Raw genomic sequence first — 22,234 nt, 5'->3', positions numbered from 1 at the left:
CTGGCATGACGCAGACGGGTCTGACCGACTTCGGGGAGAACGACGCCGACGGCGCGGGCGACGCGCGGCCTGACGAGGAGGCCGCCATCGTCGCCGGCGACGCCGGCCAGCACGTCTCCGACGTCATCGACACGGACGAGGTGCGGTTTCCCGACCCGGACGGGACGGTCGAACTGGCCGTCACGCAGGTCGACTACACCATCGAGGGCGCGGGCCGAGACGAGTACCCGGTGATTCACATCTTCGGTCGGACGGCGAACGACGAGACCGAACACGTCCGCGTGCTCGGCTTCCGGCCGTACTTCTACGCGCCCACAGACGGCCTCGACGACGACGCGCTCGACAAGGACGTTATCACCGGCACCGAGGATGGCTACGAGAGCATCCGCGGCGAGGAGCTAACGAAGATTTTCGGTCGCACCCCCCGCGACGTCGGCCAGATTCGCGACGAGTTCGACCACTACGAGGCGGACATCCTCTTTCCGAACCGCCTGCTCATCGACAAGGACATCAAGAGCGGCGTCCGCGTCCCCGAGCGCCGCCTCGACGACGGGACGATTCAGATTCCCCACCAGGAGGTTGCCCCCGCGGACGTCGACGCGAGCCTTCGGGTGAACACCTTCGACATCGAGGTCAACGACCGGAACGGCTTCCCCGAGGATGGCGAAGAGCCGATTATCTGTCTCACCAGCCACGACTCCTACCGCGACGAGTACGTCGTCTGGCACGCCGTCGCCGAAGAGGGCCTCGGCAAGCGCCCCGACTCGCTGCCGAACTACGAGTTCCTCGGTGAGGACGGAGACGTGGAGGTCAGGACGTTCGACGAGGAGGCAGAGATGCTCGACGCCTTCCTCACGTACATCGAGGAGACCGACCCCGACATCCTCACCGGGTGGAACTTCGAGGACTTCGACGCGCCGTACTTCCTCGACCGGTTGGAGGAAGTCGACAGGACGACCGACCTGAACCTCGACTACAACCGCATGTCGCGGCTCGGCGAGGTCTGGCGCGGCGGCTGGGGCGGCCCGGACATCAAAGGGCGCGTCGTCTTCGACCTGCTGTACGCCTACAAGCGCACCCAGTTCACCGAACTCGAATCCTACCGTCTCGACGCGGTGGGCGAACTCGAACTCGACGCGGGCAAAGAGCGCTACTCGGGCGACATCGGCGACCTCTGGGAGGAAGACCCCGAGCGCCTGCTCGAATACAACCTCCGCGACGTGGAACTGTGCGTCGAAATCGACCGGAAACAGGACATCATCGCCTTCTGGGACGAGGTGCGGACGTTCGTCGGCTGTAAGCTCGAAGACGCGCCGACGCCCGGCGACACCGTCGACATCTACGTGCTCCACAAGGTCCACGGCGAGTTCGCGCTCCCCTCGAAGGGGAAACAGGAGTCGGAGGACTACGAGGGCGGAGCCGTCTTCGACCCCATCACCGGCGTCAAGGAGAACGTCACGGTGCTCGACCTGAAGTCGCTGTACCCGATGTGTATGGTGACTATCAACGCGTCGCCGGAGACGAAGGTCGACCCCGAAAGCTACGACGGCGAGATGTTCCGCGCGCCCAACGGGACGCACTTCCAGCAGGAACCGGACGGCATGATTCGAGAGATGGTCGACGAACTCCTCACCGAGCGTGAGGAAAAGAAGTCGCTGCGGAACTCCCACGACCCCGGCTCGTCGGAGTACGAGCAGTTCGACCGCCAGCAGGCCGCGGTGAAGGTCATCATGAACTCGCTGTACGGCGTGCTGGGCTGGGACCGCTTCCGCCTCTACGACAAGGAGATGGGCGCGGCGGTGACGGCGACCGGCCGGAAAGTCATCGAGTTCACGGAGCAGGCCGCGAACCAAATCGGCTACGACGTGGCCTACGGCGACAGCGTGACGGGAGATCGCCCGGTCGTCGTCAGAGACCCCGGTGGGACTGTTCGAATCCTTCCTATCGAGGACTTGTTTGCCCGCGGAACGACTGAATCTGAGGTACTCATCGCTGCCGACGGGGACGTCGTCGCAAGTGCCACTCCCGGGAAGACTCGCCGAGCGCTCGACGGGTGGGACGCCCTCTCTGTGAACGAAGCTGGAGAGGCGGAGTGGCAACCGATTGCGCAGGCGATTCGCCATAAAACGGACAAACCGGTGGTGAACCTCCAACACAAGTTCGGTGAGTCGACGACGACGAGAGACCACTCGTACGTCGTCCCCGGTGAAGACGGCCTCACAACTGTCTCTCCGGACGACGTGGCGGAGCCGTATCGCGTCTCCGGGGTACCCGATGTCGAGCCTGTCGAGCAGGTCGACGTCTACGAGGTCCTTCGTGGGTACGAACGCGAGTACGAGGACGGACGGAGCGTCGGGAGCGATAATTCGATAACGAAGCGGAAACAAATCCACGCGGACGACGAGTATGTCTGGTTCGGCCACGAGCACCACCGAGACGTCGACTCGACCGTCAAAGTCAAACGGTTCGTCGATATCGACAGCGAAGATGGTGCAGCACTCATTCGGCTCCTCGGTGCGTACGTCCCTGAAGGAAGCGCATCCACTGGCGAGACGGCGACGTCGAAATTCGGGGCAAGTATCGCTGAATCCGACCGTGAGTGGCTAGCCCAACTCCAGCGAGATTACTCTCGACTGTTCGAGAACACGTCCGCCGGTATCATTACGAGCGACCGACGAGCGGAGCGAACCGTCGAGTATCAAACGGACACAGGCGGTGCGTCGGTCACGTACAATGACGAGACGCTGAAACTGCAGATGATGAACGAACTCGCTGCTGTGTTCTTCCGCGAGTTCGCAGGGCAGACGTCGCGTGGTAAACGGATCCCCTCATTCGTCTTCCACCTTCCTGAGGAGAAGCAAGACTTGTTCCTGACGTTGCTCGTCGAAGGCGATGGGTCTCGCGAATTCCCACGATACACCGAAGCGTACGCACAGCGAAACTTCGACTTCGAGACGACGAGCCGAGAACTTGCTGCCGGTCTCTCGATGTTGCTCACGCAACGGGGGCAAAAACACTCGCTCAAGTATCGGGACAGCAAAGACTCGTACACTATTCGGACGTGTAGCTCCTTCCGGGAAGGCCGAGACCCCGTGCTGACCGAAGTCGACCACGACGGCTACGTGTACGACCTGAGCGTCGAAGAAAACGAAAACTTCGTCGACGGTGTTGGAGGTATTGTCCTTCACAACACCGACAGCGTCATGCTCGAACTCGGCCCCGACGTGTCGAAAGAAGAAGCCATCGAGCAGTCGTTCGACATCGAGGAGCACATCAACGCCGCCTACGACGACTTCGCGCGCGACGAGTTGGGCGCGGACGAACACCGCTTCCAAATCGAGTTCGAGAAGCTCTACCGGCGGTTCTTCCAGGCGGGGAAAAAGAAGCGCTACGCGGGCCACATCGTCTGGAAGGAGGGCAAAGACGTCGACGACATCGACATCACGGGCTTCGAGTACAAACGGTCGGACATCGCACAGATAACCAAAGAAGTCCAGAAGAACGTCATCGACATGATCGTCCACGGCGAGGAGACGGAAGTCATCAAAGACTACCTCCACGACATCATCACCGACTTCGAGTCGGGGAACCTGCCGCTCGAACAGGCCGGCATCCCCGGCGGCATCGGTAAACGCCTCTCGGCGTACGAGACGCCGACCGCGCACGTCCGCGGCGCGCAGTACGCCAACGCCTTCCTCGGGACGAACTTCGGCCGCGGGTCGAAGCCGAAGCGGGTCTACCTCAAGAAAGTCCACCCGTCGTGGTTCCGCGAGATGGAGACCGGCGAGTTCGACCCGCAGGTCGACGACCTCTACCGCGAGTTCAAGCGCGACCCCGACGTCATCTGCTTCGAGTACGCAGACCAGATTCCCGAGGCGTTCGAAGTCGACTGGGACACGATGCTCACCAAGACGCTCGAAGGGCCCATCTCCCGCGTCATCGAGGCGCTCGGGATGTCGTGGGACGAGGTGAAAAGCGGACAGGAACAGACCGGCCTCGGGAGCTTCATGTAACCGGCCGTATCACCGAGTAATGAAACTATATTCGGTTACATAGGCGATGGGACCGTAACGTTGTTCGGCTGTCCAAAACCCGGACGAGCGTTCCGAACTGCCGAGATTCTTTGCGGTTTTGAAAACAAATTTTCTTTCTACAAAAGGTGGCGGGGGTGAATGCGCAAGCATTATGGGCGATACTCCCCACCCTTCGAGTACGAGGCAACGAACCAACGATGGCAACTCTCGAGATCAAGAACCTCCACGCACGAGTCGCGGAGGAAGACGGTGAGCAGATTCTGCGAGGTGTCGACCTGGAAGTCAAATCCGGCGAGATCCACGCACTGATGGGTCCCAACGGGTCCGGCAAGTCTACGACTTCTAAAATCATCGCCGGCCACCCCGCCTACGAGGTAACCGACGGCGAAATCCTCCTCCACCTGGAGGACGACGACTTCGGCGACCTCGAAATTCCGGACGACGCCCGCACGTGGAACCTTCTGGAACTGGAACCGAACGAGCGCGCCGCGCTCGGTATCTTCCTCGGCTTCCAGTACCCCGCGGAAATCGAGGGCGTCACCATGACGAACTTCCTCCGCACCGCGCTCAACGCAAAGATCGACGAGCGCGAGGAGCTCCTCTTCGGCGAGGACGACGAGGAAGAAGAAGAGGAAGCCGGCTACGATACCTCCCCGATGGAGGGTAACGTCGACGACGGCGAAGTCGGTGTCGCCGAGTTCCAGAAGCTCCTCAAAGAGAAGATGGACCTCCTCGACATGGACGAGAAGTTCATGCAACGCTACCTCAACGCCGGCTTCTCCGGCGGCGAGAAGAAACAAAACGAGGTCCTTCAGGCCGCGATTCTCGAGCCCTCGATTGCGGTGCTCGACGAGATCGACTCCGGTCTCGACATCGACCGCCTGCAGGACGTCTCGAAGGGTATCAACGCGCTGCGCGACGAGCAGGGCACGGGTATCCTCCAGATCACTCACTACCAGCGTATCCTCGAATACGTCGAGCCGGACCACGTCCACATCATGCTGGACGGTAAGGTCGTCAAGAGCGGCGACGCGTCGCTCGCGTCCGAACTCGAAGACAAGGGCTACGACTGGGTCCGTGAGGAAGTGTACGAAGCCGCGTAATCCCCCAACATCATGAGTTCCGACCAAGACCACCTCAAAGAGACAGACACGGAAGCTCGCTTCGAGTTCAAGAAGGAGCAGAAGGCCGCGTTCGTGGCCGAGAAGGGTCTCACCGAAGAGACCATCCGCGTCATCTCGGAGGACAAAGACGAGCCCGAATGGATGCTCGAGCGCCGCCTTCGCGCGCTCAAGCAGTACCAGAAGATGCCGATGCCGACCGACTGGCCCGGCCAGCCTGACCTCTCCGAGGTCAACGTGGACGAAATCGTCCCGTACATCCGACCCGACGTGGAAGTCCGCGGCGGCGTCGACGACTGGCGCGACCTGCCGGACGACATCAAGGACACCTTCGACAAGCTGGGAATCCCGGAAGCCGAGAAGAACGCCCTCTCGGGCGTCGGCGCCCAGTACGAGTCCGAAGTCGTCTACCAGAACATGCAGGAGCGCTGGGAGGAGAAAGGCGTCGTCTTCATGAACATGGACCAGGCGGTCCAGGAGCACGAAGACATCGTCAAGGAGTACTTCATGACGAAGTGCGTCCCCCCGAGCGACAACAAGTTCGCCGCGCTCCACGGCGCGATCTGGTCCGGCGGCTCGTTCGTCTACGTCCCCGAGGACGTGACGGTCGAGATGCCGGTGCAGGCGTACTTCCGCATGAACTCCGAGGGCATGGGCCAGTTCGAGCATACGCTCATCGTCGCGGAGAAGGGCTCCGAAGTCCACTACATCGAGGGCTGTTCGGCCCCCAAGTACTCCGCGTTCAACCTCCACTCCGGCGGCGTCGAAGTGTTCGTCGGAGAGGACGCCCACGTCCAGTACTCAACCGTCCAGAACTGGTCGAAGAACACCTACAACCTCAACACCAAGCGCGCCATCGTCGAGAAGGGCGGCCGCATGGAGTGGATTTCGGGCTCGATGGGCTCGAAGGCCACCATGCTGTACCCGGCCTCGATTCTGAAGGGCCGCGGCGCCTCCGACAACCACATCACCATCGCCTTTGCGGGCGAGGGCCAGAACATCGACACCGGCGCGAAGGTGTACCACAACGCCCCCGAGACGAAGTCGACCATCGAGTCGAAGTCCATCTCGAAGGACGGCGGCCGCACGAACTACCGCGGTCTCGTCCACATCGCCAACGGCGCGAAGAACTCCTCGACTGCGGTCGAGTGTGACGCGCTCATGTTCGACAACGAGTCCACCTCGGACACGATGCCGTACATGGAGATCAACGAGTCCACGGTGGACGTCGCCCACGAGGCGACCGTCGGCAAGATCGGCGACGAGGACATCTTCTACCTCCAGTCGCGCGGTCTCGACGACGACGACGCGAAGCAGATGATCGTCTCCGGGTTTATCGAACCCATCACGGAGGAACTGCCCATCGAGTACGCAGTCGAACTCAACCGACTCGTCGAACTCGAGATGGAGGGTAGCCTCGGATAACCAATGAGTGCGCAACTTCCCGCAAACCTGTCCGCAGAGACGGTACGAGAGATTTCGGACGCACGGGACGAGCCGGAGTGGCTCCTCGAGGCCCGCCTCGAATCCCTCGAAGCACTCGACGAGCTCGAACTGCCGGACGTCATCCAGACGCCCGGTCGCCGCTGGACGAACCTCGAAGCGCTCGACTTCGAGTCGCTCGTCGACCCGCTGAACCAGGCCGACGAGACGACCCGCGAGTCGCCCGAGGGTGTCGTCGTCCTCCCCTTCACGGAGGCACTCTCCGAGTACGGCGACCTCATCGAGGAGCGCTTCGGCTCCGTCGTCGCCCCCGAGTCGAACTACCTCACCGCCCTCTCGGCGGCGCTGTTCACGACGGGCACGTTCATCTACGTCCCCGAGGGCGTCGACGCCGAGGACGTGAAGATTCGCGCCGAGATGAACTCTCGGTCGCTGTTCAGCCACACGCTCGTCGTCACCGAGAAGTCGTCGTCGGTCACCATCCTCGAAGCCGTCGAGTCTGGTGACAGCGTCGACGACGCGCGGTACTTCTCGAACCTCGTCGAAATCGACGCGGGCGAGAACTCGTACGTCCAGTACGGCTCCCTGCAGAACCTCGACGAGGAGACGTACACGTACTCGCTCAAGCGCGCCGACGCCGACACCTACTCGACCGTCAACTGGATCGAGGGGAACCTCGGCTCGCGGCTCACCCGCAGCGACGTCGAGACCGAACTCAACGGCGAGGCGTCGGAGACGAAAATCGTCGGCGCGTTCTTCGGTCACGACGACCAGCACCTCGACGTGAACGCCCGCGTCTGGCACAAAGCCGAGAACACGACGGCCGACCTCGTGACCCGCGGCGTCCTCGACGACGAGGCACGCTCGGTGTACGAGGGTGTCCAGGACGTCGGCCGCGACGCGTGGAGTACGAACTCCTACCAGCGCGAGAACACGCTGATGCTCTCGGACCAGTCCGAGGCCGACGCGTCGCCGAAGCTCATCATCAACAACCACGACACTGAGGCGTCCCACGCCGCCTCCGTCGGGCAGGTGGACGCCGAGGACCTCTTCTACATGGTCTCTCGGTCCATCCCGGAAGAACAGGCCCGTAACATGCTCGTGGAGGGCTTCTTCGTCCCCGTCCTCGAAGAGATTGCAGTCGACGAGTTCCGCGACGACCTCGAGGAACTCATCGCGGCCCGCCTGCGGTAGGCAGACCGCTCCGCGGCGCGGCACCGACGACGGTTTTTATCTCTCTTTCTCGCCGACCCGCGAGGGAACCGCTTAAGTCGGTTACTCCCGGAGAGGTGTGTATGTACGTCGCGGGACCGTGTCTTCGAACGTCGAGGGGGACGAGTCCATGAGCGTCGGGTATCAGGTCACCTCGGACCACCAACTCGCCCGACTCCTCCAGATCGGTATCGTCCTCGAAGAGGTCGTGGAGGCGCGCGCCTACCACCACCACGAGGAACTCGGCGAAGACACGCTCGACGAGGAGATTCGAGCCCTGCTTTCGCACGCCGCCGAGGAGTCCGCGGACCACCGCGAACGCCTCGAAGCCGTCATCGACCGGCTGGAGGTCGACAGCGTCCCCTTCGAGGAGATAGAGGCGCTGGTCGAAGCCCAGTACGGCCAGACGAAACCCGAGGACTTCGACGGCGTTCTCTACGACCAACTCTGTAACGAGGAGACCGCCTACAAGTTCTACGACGACGTTATCGAGGCTATCGAGGCGAGCGACGCACAGTTCTCTATCGACCGCGAGGAACTCGTCGCGACGCTGTCGGAGATTCGCGAGGAGGAAGCCGAGGGCGTAGAAGAAGTGACGCGAATCATGGAAGACCGCGAGTGAAACGATGAACACGGCAGACCAATACGTCAAGGCGATTTACCTGCTGCAGGAGATGGAGAACGGCCCGGCGGCCACCGGCGCGCTCGCGGACATGATGGAGGTGAGCCCGGCGAGCGCGAACGAGATGATTGGCAAACTCGAATCCCGCGGCCTCGCCGAACACGAGAAGTACAAGGGCGTCACCCTCACCGACGAGGGAATCGTCCGCGCTCGCGACGCGCTCCAGACCTACTGCATCATCGAGCGCTTCCTCTCGAACGTCCTCGACGTCGAGGAGTTCCGCGCGGAGGCCCGCGAACTCGAACCCGTCATCGACGGGATGATCGCGGAGCGCCTCGACACCATCATCGACCGTAACTCCGAGTGTCCCGACTGTTTCGACCCCGAGACGGACGCCTGCGAGTATCTCGAGGTGTGCGGCGCGGAACCCGAGACGGAGACGGAAGTCGCGGACTGAGTTTCACTTACACTCTACTTGCCGAATCACTATCTAGCACGGTAGTGATGTTATTTTATGGAGTGCCCGTCCTGTGGCAAACAGCTAGCAACAGAACAGGGAATGCGGCAGCACCACACAAAGGTCCACAACACACCGCTGCCTAACCGAGTCTGTAAACGCTGCCATCAGGAGTTTTACGACCCAAAGTCTCAGCGTGTTTACTGCGAAGAGTGTTATTCAGAGCAAGGAAATCAGAACGGTAACTGGCGAGGGGGTAAAGAAACAGAGACGTGCAGCGTTTGCGATGCTACGTTTTCCTACTACCCATCAAATAAGCAGGGTGTTTACTGTTCGGAGTGTGTCAAGGAGGCAGAAGGGCTACTCCCTGAAAACCCCGCAGAGCGAATTGAGTTAATAAGAACCGCGTGTAGCTTTTGTGAGGCTCAACTCGAACGACTCCCTTCGTCGATTAACGGGAACGAATACGGATCATTCTGCGACTTAGACTGCTATGGGAAGTGGCTCTCTAACAACATTGTTGGCTCGAACCACCATCAATGGGAAGGCGGAACCCTCTTTTATGGAGAGTCTTGGTGGCCAGTTCGTCGAAAGGCACTAGAACGAGACAATTACACTTGCCAGCGATGCGGAGCGGATAGCGAAGAACTGGGACAGAACCCAGACGTGCATCATCTAAATCGGGTTCGCGACTTCGATGACCCGAGTAACGCCCACACGCTGTCCAACGTTGTTTCTCTGTGTCGCTCTTGTCACCGACTCGTAGAAAGTGGAGACAAAAAGTAAGGTTATTGTGCCGGCATCACCCAATTTCAGATGTCAGTCCCGTGGTGTAGTGGCCAATCATAGCGGCCTTTGGATTGGTACGGTTCATTGCGTGCCGAGAAGACAGCCGCTGACGGCGGTTCGAATCCGCCCGGGACTACTACTTCAAGCGTTCTAATCCTGACTGGTGCCGGTGTGGTCCAGTCACCGGTCCGTTCTACACCCTACGAGTTCAGGTCTGTAGTGGGTTGCCCACACAGGCATAGACACACCGATTTGATGTGGTAAGTGCCAACTGACAATCTAGAAAAAGGTAAACCGAGGCTAGAACTGCAGCCTACTGCTCTTCTTTCTCCGCCTGAACCTTCTCACTGACGAGTGAGTAGGTCTCTTTGGTGAAGCGATATTCACTTGGGTCGGCGTACGGGAGCAGCACGGTCCGGCCTACAGCTTCGTTCACCTTCTGCCTGACTTGGTTGACATCGTACGGATTCTCTACCTCGCTGAGTAGGTCTCGTGTGATACCCTCGCGGTCACACACCTGACTAACTAGCGTGTGAAGAGCACTTGCGTCGCCCCAAGGTGCTGAGTTTCGGGTGTCTCGGGTCGAGTCGTACTCGACATCCAAGATGATGGGGTTTGTCCCCCCTTGAAATTCCAGGGTGAGATAGCCGTCGTCGACGAGGTCGTTCAGCAACCGAGTGTACTTCAGCGAGGTGAGTACACGGTCTTTGTCGTCGATGACATCCTCGACGGCTGTCGATTCCTTCACGTCGTCGCGAAGGTTTGGACGTTCGAACGTTTGAGGTCCGTTGACGTAGGCAACGGTCTTTGCTACTCGCTGTCGTGCCGGGGTGAGTTCGTCCCACGGCGTATGGTCGGTGGTTGTGTTTGAGTCTGTAGTCGAGCTCATTGTGCCGCATCCGACCGATAGCGACATGGGTAAACTATTTGCTTAGGCTAATCTAGATATAGATAAGCCCTGATAGCCTACCGTGTCGCAGGGACCCCAAGTCCCTTCGGCCAGATAGGGGTGTTGAAGGGGCTGCACAATCGGTCCGCGCGGTTCCCTGGCAGGTTCCGCGGACCGAACTTACTGTGTTTCTCACATTGATTAGGTCGTGAACTACGACGTTTGATGTAACATGCGTGTGGGGACACATAAGCGTTACTCCGAGAATAAAGAGTTCAAACCTATATCTCAATCCCTGGGAGTTCTGACCGAATCAAACCCGGTACCAATATTGGACGATTTTGCGCCACTAGGCACCCAAATCATGGTACACAAGAGAATAGTTCATGGTTGGGAAATCCCTGAATCCAAAACTGCGGAGATATTATTCATCCCTGGGAAAGAATTATGCCTGAAGAATCCGACTGTCTCAAGTAGAAATGGAAACTACTGTGACATTCGAGTATGGGCCGATGACTGTAGAGATACACGCTCTAAACGACGAGAATTACCAAGAAGAGGTCCTTGATCTCATGAGATTTATCGAGAATAATCAAGACCAGTTTAATGAATTCGATGGGGGTCAAGTGACTCCAGAAATTGAATCAGATAAAACTGAAAGCACTTCTTTGGAATCTTTTGCTCAAAATAGAGCTGAAGAAGAGAATACAGAACCGGGTCCATTACACTCAATTGCATCACAACTTCATGTGCCTGAGAGTCAACTTGAGAGATTTCTCCATGTAAACCCTGATGACGACGAGATGCCAGTATTGTATTCTGAAGAGTTAGGGAAGATTGGAAAAAGACAAACAGACCGACAACGGGTCGCTTCACTAATACTGCTGTATGTGTGGCATGAGTGCTACGAGGTAAACCGTGTAAAGTCATCAAAGCTCAAGGATGCGCTTGAATTATCTAGCATCCCCTCTTCGGGGATGGCAAATATGTACCAGGGTGAAGGAGATCGATACTTCAATAGAGCAGGGAGAGGACCTTCTGCAACAGTCAAATTGACTCCACCTGGTAAGAGACAAGCCAGAAAAATCCTACGTAAGTTCACCCAGAAAGAAGACGGAGAAAATTAGACCGAGGTGAAGTGTGAGCGTTTAGTTTCTGTGCTTCTTCTTTGATGTAGCGTTTTCGTCTACTGCTCTGAAAAGACAGATTCGCCAGCAAAAATGCAGTGAAGAAAATATATGACGAAGTTCGAAGATGGGTGGTTACCCGGTATAGTTCCAACTCAAAAACACGACACGCCGAGTCACTTCGCCGCCGAGTGATTTTTATCGACACACAATGACAGTATACTAACGTGTCTCTGCTGCATCCGGTATCGGCCGCTCGCCACCTCGCGTACTCCCTCCACTACGCGCTCGTTCGGGCGAACTACGAGCGACAGCTCGTCGCCACGAAAAAACACGTCGGGCGGACGAGTTTCAGGAGCTACGAACTGTACAACCGCCACGGCAACGACGTGCTCCTACAGGCGCTGTTGCTCGGTCTCGACGACGGCGACGTGGTGGTCGACGTGGGCGCGAACACGGGGACGTACACGCTCGCGGTCGCGGCCAGTGAGTCCTCCGCGCGGGTGGTCGCCGTCGAACCGCATCCCGAGGTCGTCGACCAGTTGCGGGCGAACGTCGAGGTGAACGACTTCGACGACCAGGTGGACCTGCTCGACTGCGGCCTCGGTGACGCCGACGAATCTCGGGAGTTCCACCTGTCGAGCTACGACGAACTGGGCTCGTTCTCGCGGGACCACGCGAGCGCGTGGGAGGCGCGGGTCGTCGACACGGCGTCGGTGTCGATGCGGCGGCTGGACTCGCTCGTCGATTCCGAGAGAATCCCGCCGCCGGACCACCTGAAGGTAGACGTCGAGGGGTTCGGTCTGAACGTGCTCCGGGGGGCGGAAACGGTCCTCCGCGAGCACCGGCCGACGGTGTATTTCGAACTGCACGACGCCCGCGGGAGCCACGACGAGGCGGCGGCGAAGGCCCTGCTCCGGGAGGCGGGCTACGAACTGGTCCCGGTCAAGGAAGGGTGGGTGTGCGAGCCGCGAGCACGGACAGAAGCGCCCCAGTCGGCGTAGTCGCGGGGGGTCAGTCGGGTTCAGCCGGGGCCGAATCGGCTATTCGAGGACGAAGTTCACGCGCTCGTGAGCCGAGCCTTGGGTCGTCCGGCCGGTGACGGAGACCGTGCCGATGTCGCCCGTCGTCGAGACGTGCGTCCCCGCGCAGGCGGTCCGGTCGAAGGGGTCGTCAGCGTCGCCGATTTCGACGATTCGGACCTCCCGAATCGAGTCCGGAAGCAGGTGCAGTCGGGTTCGCTCGGGGTCGAGCGTCGCCTCGGCCTCCTCGCGGTCGAGGCTGTACCACCGGACGGGGAGGTCGGACGCGACGAGGTCGTTCAGGCGCGTCTCGATGGTCCGGAGGTCGTCGCCGTCGAAGCGGCCGTAGGCGCAGTCGAGGTGCGCGTGGTCGGCGTACAGTTGGTTGCCGGTCGTCTCGGCGTCGAACTCGTCGAGGAGGACCGCAGAGAGGAGGTGCTGAGCCGTGTGGTAGCGGCTGTGGGCGCGCCGCCGCGCCGCGACGACGTGTTCGATTCGGTCGCGTTTCCGTACGTCCGTCACGTCCCACGTCTCGACGTCGCCGTCCTCGCCGTCTTCCGATAGGGTGCCCGTGTCGTTCGGCTGGCCGCCGCCGGTCGGGTAGAAGTAGGTCCGGTCGAGAACGACGCGGTCGCTGCCGCGGACTGTCTCGACGGTCGCCTCGAACTCGTGTGTCGTCGCGTCGTCGAGGTATCGTGCTTCGGTCACGGCGGGGACGACGCGGTCGGTCGAGTTAACTCCCGTCGATGTGGCACCGAGTCACACTGCCGCCCACGAGACCCGGTCTGTTCGCCCGAGAGCACGGTTCCCGCGACTCAGGGTGGTCGTAACGCCTAAGAGTGGAACGACCCTCATTCCGTGTAATGAGAATACGCACGTGCCAACACCTACGGAGGTTCTGCCGTGGGCGTTGAAATCAAAGAGTCGGCCGTCTCCGACGCGGAGTTCGAGGATATGAAGCGCTTCGTCTCGGACTATCTCTCTGCGAGCGTCGAAAACGAAGACGACGGCGGGCGGATGCGCTGGTACCCGTGGCACTCCGCGGAGTACCGATTCAACCACATCCTCAACGTCGTCGACCTCGCGACGCGCATCGCCGACCGCGAGGGCGCGGACGTGGACGTCGTCCGCGTCGCCGCCCTCTTTCACGACATCTCGAAGCTCGAAGCGGACCAGGAGGTCCACGCCGAGGAGGGCGCTCGCGTCGCCCGCGAGTTCCTCAGCACCCACGGCGACTACCCCGAGTCCTTCCTCGAACAGGTGTGTCAGGTCGTCTCCGACCACTCGTATCAGGGGCCGCTGACGGACGTGTCGCTGGAGACGCGCTGTCTCATCGAGGCCGACATCCTCGACAAAATCGGCGCGAACGGCACCGCGCTGATGCTCCTGCGGATGGGCTACGAGGCGCGGACGCACATGGACGCCGCCGAGATGGTCGAGCGCGTCTTCGAGCGCGGCCGCGACGCCTCAGAGCGTCTCGAAACCGACACGGCCCAGAGCTTCGCTCACCAGCGGCTCAAGCGCGTCAAGTGGTTCCGCGAGTGGCTCGAAGACGAGGTCCCCGAGATGGACCACGACGGCCAGTTCAACTGAGCGACGGCGCTCTCAGAGCGTGTCGAGAATCGAAAGCACGCGTTCTTCGGCCTCGCGGCCGGGGTCGTGTTCGGAGCCGTCGCGGTCGCTGTCGCGGTGGTCGGCGACCGACCGGCGCATCGCCTCCTCGACGGGGGTCGATTCCCAGCCGAGTCGGGCGAGTTTGTCCGTCGCGAGGACGTGCGGGTAGCCGCGGTAGAGGATGAAACCGTCCATCGAGAGGCCCGCCGCGGCGAGTTCGCGCTCGCCCGCGTGGACGACTTCGACGTCGGTGCTCGCGGCGTCGGCGATGACCTGAACCATCTCTTCGAGCGTCACGAGCCGTCGGTCGCCGACGTTGTAGGCCTCGCCAGCCTCGCCCTCCTCGGCGACGACACGCATCGCGCTCGCCACGTCCTCGACGTAGGCGCGGTGCCAGACGTTCGTCCCGTCGCCGGGAACGACGACGCGGTCGTAGTTTAGCACGCGGTCGATCCAGTAGTCGAGGCGCTCGGTGTAGTCCTCCGGGCCGTAGACGATACAGGGGCGGATGGACATCGCGTTGATACCTCGCGAGGCCGCCTCGAAGACGACCCGGTCGCCCTCGGCCTTCCGCGGGCCGTAGCTCGCGCCCGAGTCGTCCGCCGCCTGCTCGTCGGTGCAGTCGCAAAGCGGCGTCTCGTTTTCGCGCTTCGGGATGACCTCGCTTCCGTAGGCCGCGCCGCTGGAGATGTAGACGTAGGCGTCCACGTCGGCGAAGATGTCGACCGCCGAAGCGACCTCGGCGGGCTTGTACGCCACGCAGTCGAACACGGCGTCGGGGTCGACGGTCAGTTTCGCGGTCCGGAGCGCCTCGTCGTCCGTTCGGTCGCCCTGGACGTGCTGGACGCGCGGGTCGTCCTCGAAGGGGTTGTCGTGGTTGCCGCGGTTGAAGATGGTCACGGCGTAGCCGCTGTCGAGGAGTTCCGAGACGAGGTGGCGGCCAATGAATCGCGTGCCGCCGATGACGAGTGCGTTGTCCATGTCTCGGCCGAGGGCGCGCGCGGTGAAAAACGTGGGAGAATCGGTGGCGGGTGCCGGGAACCCGCTTCGACCGCGCAGCCCTCACTCCACCCGTTCGAGCACGATGCCGTCTTCGAATCCACCGCGCTCGGCCGCTTTCTCTCGTGCTGTCGTCTGGACCGTCTCCCAATCCTCGTCGCGTCGGTCGAGGACCGCGTCGACGATGGCGTACACGTCTGCGAGTTCTTCGACGCGTCCGGATTCGGCGAACTCTTCGGCCTCTTCGACCAGTTTCTCGCGCAGTCGGCGGTCGAACTCCTCGTCGTCGGCGGCGTGGACGACCGGCGTCTCGCCCGACTCGCGGACGATTCGGGGAATGTCGTCGCGGACGAGTTTGTCGTACTCGCGGGGCATACCATCGAGTTCGGACGACCGGTGGAAAAATGGGGCGACGGGGGTAAGCCGCGGTCCCGCTTGTGCGACTATCTGTCGGTGGAGAGACGAACCCTGTCGGTGCTCTGGTTGCCGTCGGGACCCGTCACGCGGAGCGTCACGTCGAGCGTCCCACAGAAGTCGAGCGTAATCTCCGTCGTCGAACCGCGCGCCTCGAACGACGCGCCCTCGCCGAACTGCCACTCGTAGGTCGCTACCTCGCCCGTCGAGGCGGTCCCGTCGAGACCGACGGTGGTCCCGGAATCGAGGTCCGTCGAGTCGGCGTCTTCGGGGTCGGTGACGATTCGGGCGACCGGGGCGTCCGAGGAGCGCGGGAGATTCCTCGAATCGGGGGCCTCTGGACTCCCTTCGAGGGCGAACACCCCGGCTTGCTCGGTGGACTCTTCTTCCAGATAGCCCGTGAGGATTCGTCCGCCCGCGAGCGCCGGCGTCGATGCTTTTCGGGACGGTGCGTCCTGCTCGTGTCGAACCAGATAGGACCACTGCTGGGACCCGTCTTCGGTCGAGAGCGCGTGTATCGTGGGGTGTCGGCGTTCGCGTTCGAGGTCTCCGATAGCCTTGGGGATGGCGCTCCCCCCGAGGTAGACGGTGTCGCCGGCGACGCTCGGGTCGCCGTGGAATTCCGTCGACGTGTCGTGTGTCCACAGCGTGTCCCCGGTGTCGGCGTCGAGCGCGTAGACCGTCGAGAGGATACCCTCCTCGGCCACCGAGTCCACGTCGAGCGCGGTGGTGACGTAGACGGTTCCGTCGGCGACGGCCGGTGCGCTGATGAACCGCGCCGACTCCTCGCCGTCGGGTGTGAGTCTCGTCTCCCACTCGATGCTCCCGTCCTCGTCGCTGTGTGCGACGACTCGGTTTATCTCGTCCGTTCGGAACCGATTCCCGGAGGAACGGTAGATACGACCGTTTTTGTGGGCCGAGTCGGCGAAGTTCACACCGTCTTCCAGCACCGCTGTCCACCGCCTGCTCCCGTCGTTCGCGTTCCACGCGACGAGTTCGTTCTTCGCGTCGGTGTACGTCGCCATCCCGTAGAGCGTCTCGTCGTCGCCAATGTAGGGATAGGACCGGTACGACGCGTCGGAGCGCCACACGACTTCGCCGCTCTCGGGGTCGAGTTCCACGACGACCGATTCCTGTTGGTCCGGGTCTGCGCTGGCGTTTGTCAGGTGTTGGACGTAGAGGGAGCCGTCGGCGATGAGCGGCGTCCCGAGCCACTTGGCGTCCGGGCTCGCGTAGTCCGCTGGTGTCTTCTGCCAATTAATTTCGCCGGTATCCAGGTCGAGCGCGTGGAGACCACCGTATTTGACATCAGAATCGGTGTAGCCTGCCTCGCTCGTCACGAAGAGCGTCCCTTCTGCCACTGCTGGTGTGTCGGTCACTCGGCCGATTCCGGGTTCTGACGCTCCGTACTCCGGCGCGATGTATTTCCAGCGTTCCTCACCGGTGTCGGCCTCGTAGGCGACGACGCCCCCGCGGAACGTGCTGTCGTTGGTGTAGAACGTCTGGAAGACGGCCCCGTCGTCGACGAGTACCTCGTTCGCGCTGGTCCTATGCCACGTTCCGTCGAGCCACGACAGGGCGGCGTACTCGTCGTCGGGCGCCGATTCGGGAGCGACTGCGCCGGTGCGTCCCGGTTCGGCACGAGACTGCGACCAATCCTCGGTCGTGACCGTGTCCGAGTCTGCCGTCGAGTGACTGTCCGCGAGCGAGGTGCCGGCCACGCCGGATGCCGTGAGGGCACCGAGCGTGGCGAGGACTGTCCGCCGCGAGTAATCTCGGGTCATGTCCACGCCGACATGGCCCCGGACGGCACATCATTATCTGTTCAGTAAGTGATACGAAACAGTCCGAAAAAACACACCGAACAGCAAGAAAACGCGGGACTGCGACCGGACCGTCAGTCGCTGACGGTTGAGTCGGCCCTTAGTCGTCGCTCGTCGTCGCTGCGCCGACTCTGTCGGTACCGGCGTCGACGATTGCGCCCGCCTTCGCCGGGAGTTCGTTGCGGACGTCCTCGCGGCCGTCCTCGGCGATGACCTCGGCGTACGCGTCGGGCATCACCTTCACGAAGTCGCCGAGTACCGACTGCCAGTCGTCGAGCAGTTCGGCCGCGCGGTCGGACTCGGTGTACGCGAGGTGGTTCTCGACGAGGCGGGTGAGCATCGCCTCGTCCTTGTCGTCGAGGTGGTCTTCGAGCGTCACCATCTCGGTGTTCGCCTTCGCGGCGAACTCGTCGTCGGGGTCGTAGACGTACGCCACGCCGCCGGACATCCCCGCGGCGAAGTTGCGGCCCGTCTCGCCGAGGACGGCGACGACGCCGCCGGTCATGTACTCGCAGCCGTGGTCGCCGACGCCCTCGACGACCGCCTTCACGCCGGAGTTGCGGACGCCGAAGCGCTCGCCGGCGAGGCCGTTGACGTAACATTCGCCCTGCGTCGCGCCGTAGAGGGCGACGTTGCCGATGAGGATGTTCTCTGCGGCCTCGTAGTTGGCCTCGGCGGGCGTGTTGACGATGACGCGGCCGCCGGAGAGGCCCTTACCGACGTAGTCGTTCGCGGCCCCGGTGAGCCGCATCGTGACGCCGCGGGCGAGGAAGCCGCCGAACGTCTGGCCGGCGATGCCGTCGAACTCGCAGCGGATGGTGTCGTCCGGCAGGCCCTCGCCGCCGTGGGCGTTGGAGATCCGGTTCGAGAGCATCGCGCCGACCGCGCGGTCGACGTTCGAGAGGTCGCGGCGGATGACGACCGGCTCGCGGTCCTCGATTGCCTCCGCGGCCTCGTCGATGAGCTTGTGGTCGACGTGCGTCCCGATGTCCGCGTGGACTTGGTCTTCGGTCTTGCGGCGCGCACCCGTCTTGGGCTCGGCCAGCACTGACGAGAGGTCGAGATGCTTGGCCTTCTCGTGGTCCGTCTCGACCTGCCGGAGCAGGGAGGGACGACCGATCATCTCGTCGAGCGAGGTGAAGCCGAGGTCGGCCATAATCTCGCGGAGTTCCTGCGCGATGAACGTCATGTAGTTGATGACGTGGTCGGGCTCGCCGGGGAAGCGGCGGCGCAGGTTCTCGTCCTGCGTGGCGACGCCGACCGGGCAGGTGTTCTCGTGGCACTGGCGGGCCATGACACAGCCCGAGGTGACGAGCGACGCGGTCCCGAAGATGTACTCCTCGCCGCCGAGGAGGGCGGCGATGGCGACGTCACGGCCGGTCTTCATGCCGCCGTCGACGGAGACGCGGATGCGGGAGCGAAGCCCGGTCGCGCGGAGCATCTGGTTGGCCTCGGCGAGGCCGAGTTCCCACGGGAGGCCCGCGTTCTTGATGGAGGTCTTCGGCGACGCGCCGGTGCCGCCGTCGTGGCCGGAGATGTGGACCACGTCGGCTTTCGCCTTCGAGACGCCGGCGGCGATGGTGCCGATGCCGGCCTCGGAGACGAGCTTGACGTTGATGTCGGCGTCGGGGTTGGCCGACTTCAGGTCGAAGATGAGCTGTTTGAGGTCCTCGATGGAGTAGATGTCGTGCAGCGGCGGCGGCGAGATGAGGCCGACGCCCGGCGTCGCGTAGCGGACGTGGGCAATCATCTCGTTTACCTTCTTACCGGGGAGGTGGCCGCCCTCGCCGGGCTTCGAGCCCTGCGCCATCTTGATCTGAATCTCGTCGGCCGACGAGAGGTAGTGAGAGGTGACGCCGAAGCGGCCGGAGGCGACCTGCTTGACGTTACACTCCTTTTCGGTGCCGAAGCGCTCCGGCGGTTCGCCGCCTTCGCCGGAGTTGGACTTGCCACCGATGCGGTTCATCGCGATGGAGTTGTTCTCGTGGGCTTCCGGCGAGAGGCTACCGAGCGACATCGCGGCCGTCGAGAAGCGCTTGACGATGTCCTCGACGGGTTCGACCTCGTCGATGTCCACGGGCTCGCGGTCGGAGTCGAACTCGAGGAGACCGCGGAGCGCCTTCAGCTGTTCCGACTGGTCGTTGACCAGTTCGGCGAACTCCTGGTACTTCTCGTAGTCGCCGGCGCGGACGGACTGCTGGAGCGTGCCGACGGTCTGGGGGTTCCAGCCGTGGTGGATGCCGGCCGAGCGGTTCTCGTACTCGCCCTGCCGTTCGAGCTTCGGGTCCGCGCCGAAGGCGGCGGCGTGGCGGGTCAGCAGGTCCTCTTCGATGACGTCGAGGCCGATACCCTCGGTGCGGATTTCGGTGCCCTCGAAGTACTCGGCGACGAAGTCGGAGTCGAGACCGACGGCTTCGAAAATCTGCGCGCCGCGGTAGCTCTCGACCGTCGAGATGCCCATCTTCGCCATCGTCTTGAGCAGGCCGTCTTCGAGCGCGTGAACGTACGCGTCGATGGCCTCGCCCTCGTCGGCCCCGTCGGGGCCGGCGACGACGTCCTCGATGGTCTGGTAGGCGAGATAGGGGTTCACCGCGCCCGCGCCGTAGCCGACGAGCGTGGCGAGGTGGTGGACCTCACGGGGGTCGCCGGACTCGACGACGAGGCCGGCGTGGTTCCGGAGGCCGTTGCGGACGAGGCTGTGGTGAACCGCGCCCGTCGCGAGCAGGCTCGGGATGGCGACCCGGTCGGAGCCGATGTCGCGGTCGGAGAGGACGACGATGTCCGCGCCGTCTTCGATGACCGCCTTGGCCTCGTCGCGGACGGCCTCGATGGCCTCGCGGAGGTCGCCGCCCTGCTCGTAGGTGATGTCGACGACGGCGCTGCGCATGTCGTCGTCGAGGTCCTTGATGGCCGCCGTCTCGGCGTCCGTGAGGACCGGCGAGTCGAGGACGAGTTGGCGCGCGTGGTCGGACGACTCGTCGAGCAGGTTACGCTGGAAGCCGAGCCGCGACTCCAGGCTCGTCACGAGCTTCTCGCGGATGTAGTCGATAGGTGGGTTCGACACCTGCGCGAACAGCTGCTTGAAGTAGGTGAAAAGCGGGCGGTTGAGGTCCGACAGCACCGAAAGCGGCGTGTCGTCGCCCATCGAGCCGACGGGGTCCTTGCCGTCGCGGGCCATCGGCTCTATCATGTGGTTGAGCTGGTCGTGCGTGTAGCCGAACGCCGCCTGTGTCGCCCGAAGCGACTCGACCTGTCCGCGCGAGGTGGAGTCCGCGTCGCCGGCGAGCTCGTCGAGGTGGCGCTGCTGTTCGTCGAGCCACTCGCCGTACTTCTCGTCCGTGAGGGAGTCGAACACCTCGGCGTCGGGGATGACGCGACCCTCGTCGGGGTCGGCCATGAAAATCTCGCCGGGTTGGAGGCGGCCACGGGACTCGATTTCCGCGGGGTCGGTGTCGAGCGCGCCGACCTCGCTAGCGACGATGAGGCGGCCGTCGGTCGTCACCTCGTAGCGGCACGGTCGGAGGCCGTTGCGGTCGAGGACGGCGGCGATTCGGTCGCCGTCAGTCGCCGCGACGAGCGCGGGGCCGTCCCACGGCTCGACCAGCGAGGCGTGGAAGTCGTACCAGTCGCGGCGCGACTGGTCCATCGCGTCGTCGTTGCGGTACGCCTCGGGGATGAGCATCCGCAGGACGTGCGGGAGTTCGCGGCCGCCCTTGAGGAGCAGTTCGACCGCGTTGTCGACGCTCGCGGTGTCGGACTGGTCGGCCTTCGTGATGGGCCTGAGCGTCTCGATGTCGTCGCCGAACGCCTCGTGCTGGAGGTCCGTCTCGCGGGCGCGCATCCAGTTGACGTTACCGCGGATGGTGTTTATCTCGCCGTTGTGGATGACCTGGCGGTACGGGTGGGCGAGGTGCCACGCGCCCAGCGTGTTGGTAGAGAAGCGCGCGTGAACGAGCGCGAGCTCGGTCACCATCCGCTCGTCGCCGAGGTCGGGGAAGTAGTTCGGGAGCTGTTCGGCCGTGAGCAGCCCCTTGTAGACGATGGTCTTGCGGTCGAGCGAGCAGACGTAGAACCGGCCTGCGCCCTCGATGGCGAGGGTATCGACCGCCTTCTCGGCGGCTCGACGGGCGAGGTAGAGCGCCCGGTCGAACTCGTCTGCGGTCATCTCGTCGGCCGGCTCGACGAACAGTTGCCAGACGTCGGGTTCCGATTCGAGCGCGGTCGCGCCGAGTTCGGAGTTGTCGGTCGGCACGTCGCGCCAGTCGAACACGGACAGCCCGTGGTCGGCCAGCGAATCCTCGACAACCGCCGAAACGCGCTCGCGGACCTCGTCGTCGGTCGGCATGAACACCGAACCGGCCGCGTAGAGGTCCGGAAGTTCGGTTTCGAGGACTGCTTCGAAGAATTCGTCCGGTCGCTGGAACAGGATACCCGCCCCGTCTCCGGTGTTCTCCTCGGCGCCCGTGGTGCCGCGGTGCTCGAGGTTTTCAAGGAGTTCGAGGCTGTCTGCGACGACGCGGTGCGAGGCGCCGTTTTCAAGGTCTACGACGGCCCCAACGCCGCAGTTCGACCGCTCGTCGGTCGGGTCGGCTAACCCGCCCTGAGCGAAGGGTGCGTCTATGTGTGGCTTGGTCATACGCCAATGGTACAGCTACCCCCATAAGCAAC

The 22,234-nt window shown here is 62.8% G+C and carries 16 protein-coding genes and 1 tRNA gene; 11 read left to right on the top strand and 6 right to left on the bottom strand.

Features of this window, described 5'->3' with window-relative positions; translation table 11 throughout:
* Nucleotides 1-5 precede the first annotated feature (5 nt).
* The 8 genes from C5B90_RS03385 (at nt 6) to C5B90_RS03350 (ending at nt 9,814) form a co-directional block, all read left to right on the top strand.
* Nucleotides 6-4,013, top strand: coding sequence for a DNA polymerase domain-containing protein (locus C5B90_RS03385; RefSeq protein WP_115879094.1), 4,008 nt, complete (start codon nt 6-8; stop codon nt 4,011-4,013).
* A gap of 218 nt (nt 4,014-4,231) precedes the next feature.
* Nucleotides 4,232-5,137 carry an ABC transporter ATP-binding protein gene (locus C5B90_RS03380; protein WP_008092342.1) on the top strand — a complete coding sequence of 302 codons (906 nt, stop codon included), beginning with the start codon at nt 4,232-4,234 and terminating at the stop codon, nt 5,135-5,137.
* Between the two features lie 12 nt (nt 5,138-5,149).
* Complete coding sequence (sufB, locus tag C5B90_RS03375) at nt 5,150-6,580, top strand: Fe-S cluster assembly protein SufB (RefSeq protein ID WP_004044077.1); 1,431 nt, start codon at nt 5,150-5,152, stop codon at nt 6,578-6,580.
* Nucleotides 6,581-6,583: 3 nt separating this feature from the next.
* On the top strand, nt 6,584-7,792 hold the full coding sequence (gene sufD, locus C5B90_RS03370) for a Fe-S cluster assembly protein SufD (protein ID WP_115879092.1): 1,209 nt from the start codon (nt 6,584-6,586) through the stop codon (nt 7,790-7,792).
* Nucleotides 7,793-7,940: 148 nt separating this feature from the next.
* Complete coding sequence (locus C5B90_RS03365; protein ID WP_115880551.1) at nt 7,941-8,432, top strand: ferritin-like domain-containing protein; 492 nt, start codon at nt 7,941-7,943, stop codon at nt 8,430-8,432.
* A gap of 4 nt (nt 8,433-8,436) precedes the next feature.
* The gene (locus C5B90_RS03360; protein WP_004972567.1) at nt 8,437-8,889 is read left to right on the top strand and encodes a metal-dependent transcriptional regulator; all 453 of its coding nucleotides are present in this window, start codon (nt 8,437-8,439) and stop codon (nt 8,887-8,889) included.
* Between the two features lie 57 nt (nt 8,890-8,946).
* A complete protein-coding gene (locus C5B90_RS03355) occupies nt 8,947-9,675 on the top strand; it encodes an HNH endonuclease (RefSeq protein ID WP_115879090.1) in 729 nt (242 codons plus the stop codon).
* A gap of 35 nt (nt 9,676-9,710) precedes the next feature.
* Nucleotides 9,711-9,814, top strand: a tRNA-Gln gene (locus tag C5B90_RS03350).
* 177 nt (nt 9,815-9,991) lie between these two features.
* On the opposite strand, the gene C5B90_RS03345 is transcribed toward C5B90_RS03350, so the two are convergent.
* Entirely contained in the window at nt 9,992-10,567 is a 576-nt protein-coding gene (locus tag C5B90_RS03345) for a hypothetical protein (protein WP_233511879.1), read from the bottom strand.
* A gap of 479 nt (nt 10,568-11,046) precedes the next feature.
* On the opposite strand from C5B90_RS03345, the gene C5B90_RS03340 reads away from it, so the two are divergent.
* Both C5B90_RS03340 and C5B90_RS03335 read left to right on the top strand, forming a co-directional pair.
* Nucleotides 11,047-11,694: a hypothetical protein gene (locus tag C5B90_RS03340; RefSeq protein WP_115879088.1), complete on the top strand. Its 648-nt coding sequence runs from the start codon at nt 11,047-11,049 to the stop codon at nt 11,692-11,694.
* A 227-nt stretch (nt 11,695-11,921) separates the two neighbouring features.
* Nucleotides 11,922-12,698 (top strand): FkbM family methyltransferase, encoded by a 777-nt coding sequence (locus C5B90_RS03335; protein WP_115879086.1) that lies wholly within the window; start codon nt 11,922-11,924, stop codon nt 12,696-12,698.
* Between the two features lie 39 nt (nt 12,699-12,737).
* Here C5B90_RS03335 and C5B90_RS03330 read toward each other — a convergent pair whose 3' ends face one another.
* Nucleotides 12,738-13,424, bottom strand: coding sequence for an alanyl-tRNA editing protein (locus tag C5B90_RS03330; protein WP_115879084.1), 687 nt, complete (start codon nt 13,422-13,424; stop codon nt 12,738-12,740).
* 195 nt (nt 13,425-13,619) lie between these two features.
* Here C5B90_RS03330 and C5B90_RS03325 point away from each other — a divergent pair, with 195 nt between their 5' ends.
* On the top strand, nt 13,620-14,309 hold the full coding sequence (locus tag C5B90_RS03325) for an HD domain-containing protein (RefSeq protein ID WP_058565875.1): 690 nt from the start codon (nt 13,620-13,622) through the stop codon (nt 14,307-14,309).
* 12 nt (nt 14,310-14,321) lie between these two features.
* Here the strand turns inward: C5B90_RS03325 and C5B90_RS03320 are convergent, their stop codons facing one another.
* From C5B90_RS03320 to gltB, 4 genes are all read right to left on the bottom strand, one after another.
* On the bottom strand, nt 14,322-15,311 hold the full coding sequence (locus tag C5B90_RS03320) for an NAD-dependent epimerase/dehydratase family protein (RefSeq protein ID WP_115879082.1): 990 nt from the start codon (nt 15,309-15,311) through the stop codon (nt 14,322-14,324).
* Between the two features lie 81 nt (nt 15,312-15,392).
* Nucleotides 15,393-15,704: a nucleoside triphosphate pyrophosphohydrolase gene (locus C5B90_RS03315; RefSeq protein ID WP_115879080.1), complete on the bottom strand. Its 312-nt coding sequence runs from the start codon at nt 15,702-15,704 to the stop codon at nt 15,393-15,395.
* 68 nt (nt 15,705-15,772) lie between these two features.
* Nucleotides 15,773-17,527: a PQQ-binding-like beta-propeller repeat protein gene (locus C5B90_RS03310; RefSeq protein ID WP_115880547.1), complete on the bottom strand. Its 1,755-nt coding sequence runs from the start codon at nt 17,525-17,527 to the stop codon at nt 15,773-15,775.
* A 139-nt stretch (nt 17,528-17,666) separates the two neighbouring features.
* Nucleotides 17,667-22,202: a glutamate synthase large subunit gene (gene gltB / locus C5B90_RS03305; protein WP_115879078.1), complete on the bottom strand. Its 4,536-nt coding sequence runs from the start codon at nt 22,200-22,202 to the stop codon at nt 17,667-17,669.
* Nucleotides 22,203-22,234 lie beyond the last annotated feature (32 nt).

The sequence above is a fragment of the Haloferax sp. Atlit-12N genome (assembly GCF_003383095.1).
In the GTDB taxonomy this organism is placed as follows: Archaea; Halobacteriota; Halobacteria; order Halobacteriales; family Haloferacaceae; genus Haloferax.
The sequence above is the reverse complement of the archived record's forward strand: the minus strand, read 5'-3'. Positions and strand labels throughout refer to the sequence as shown.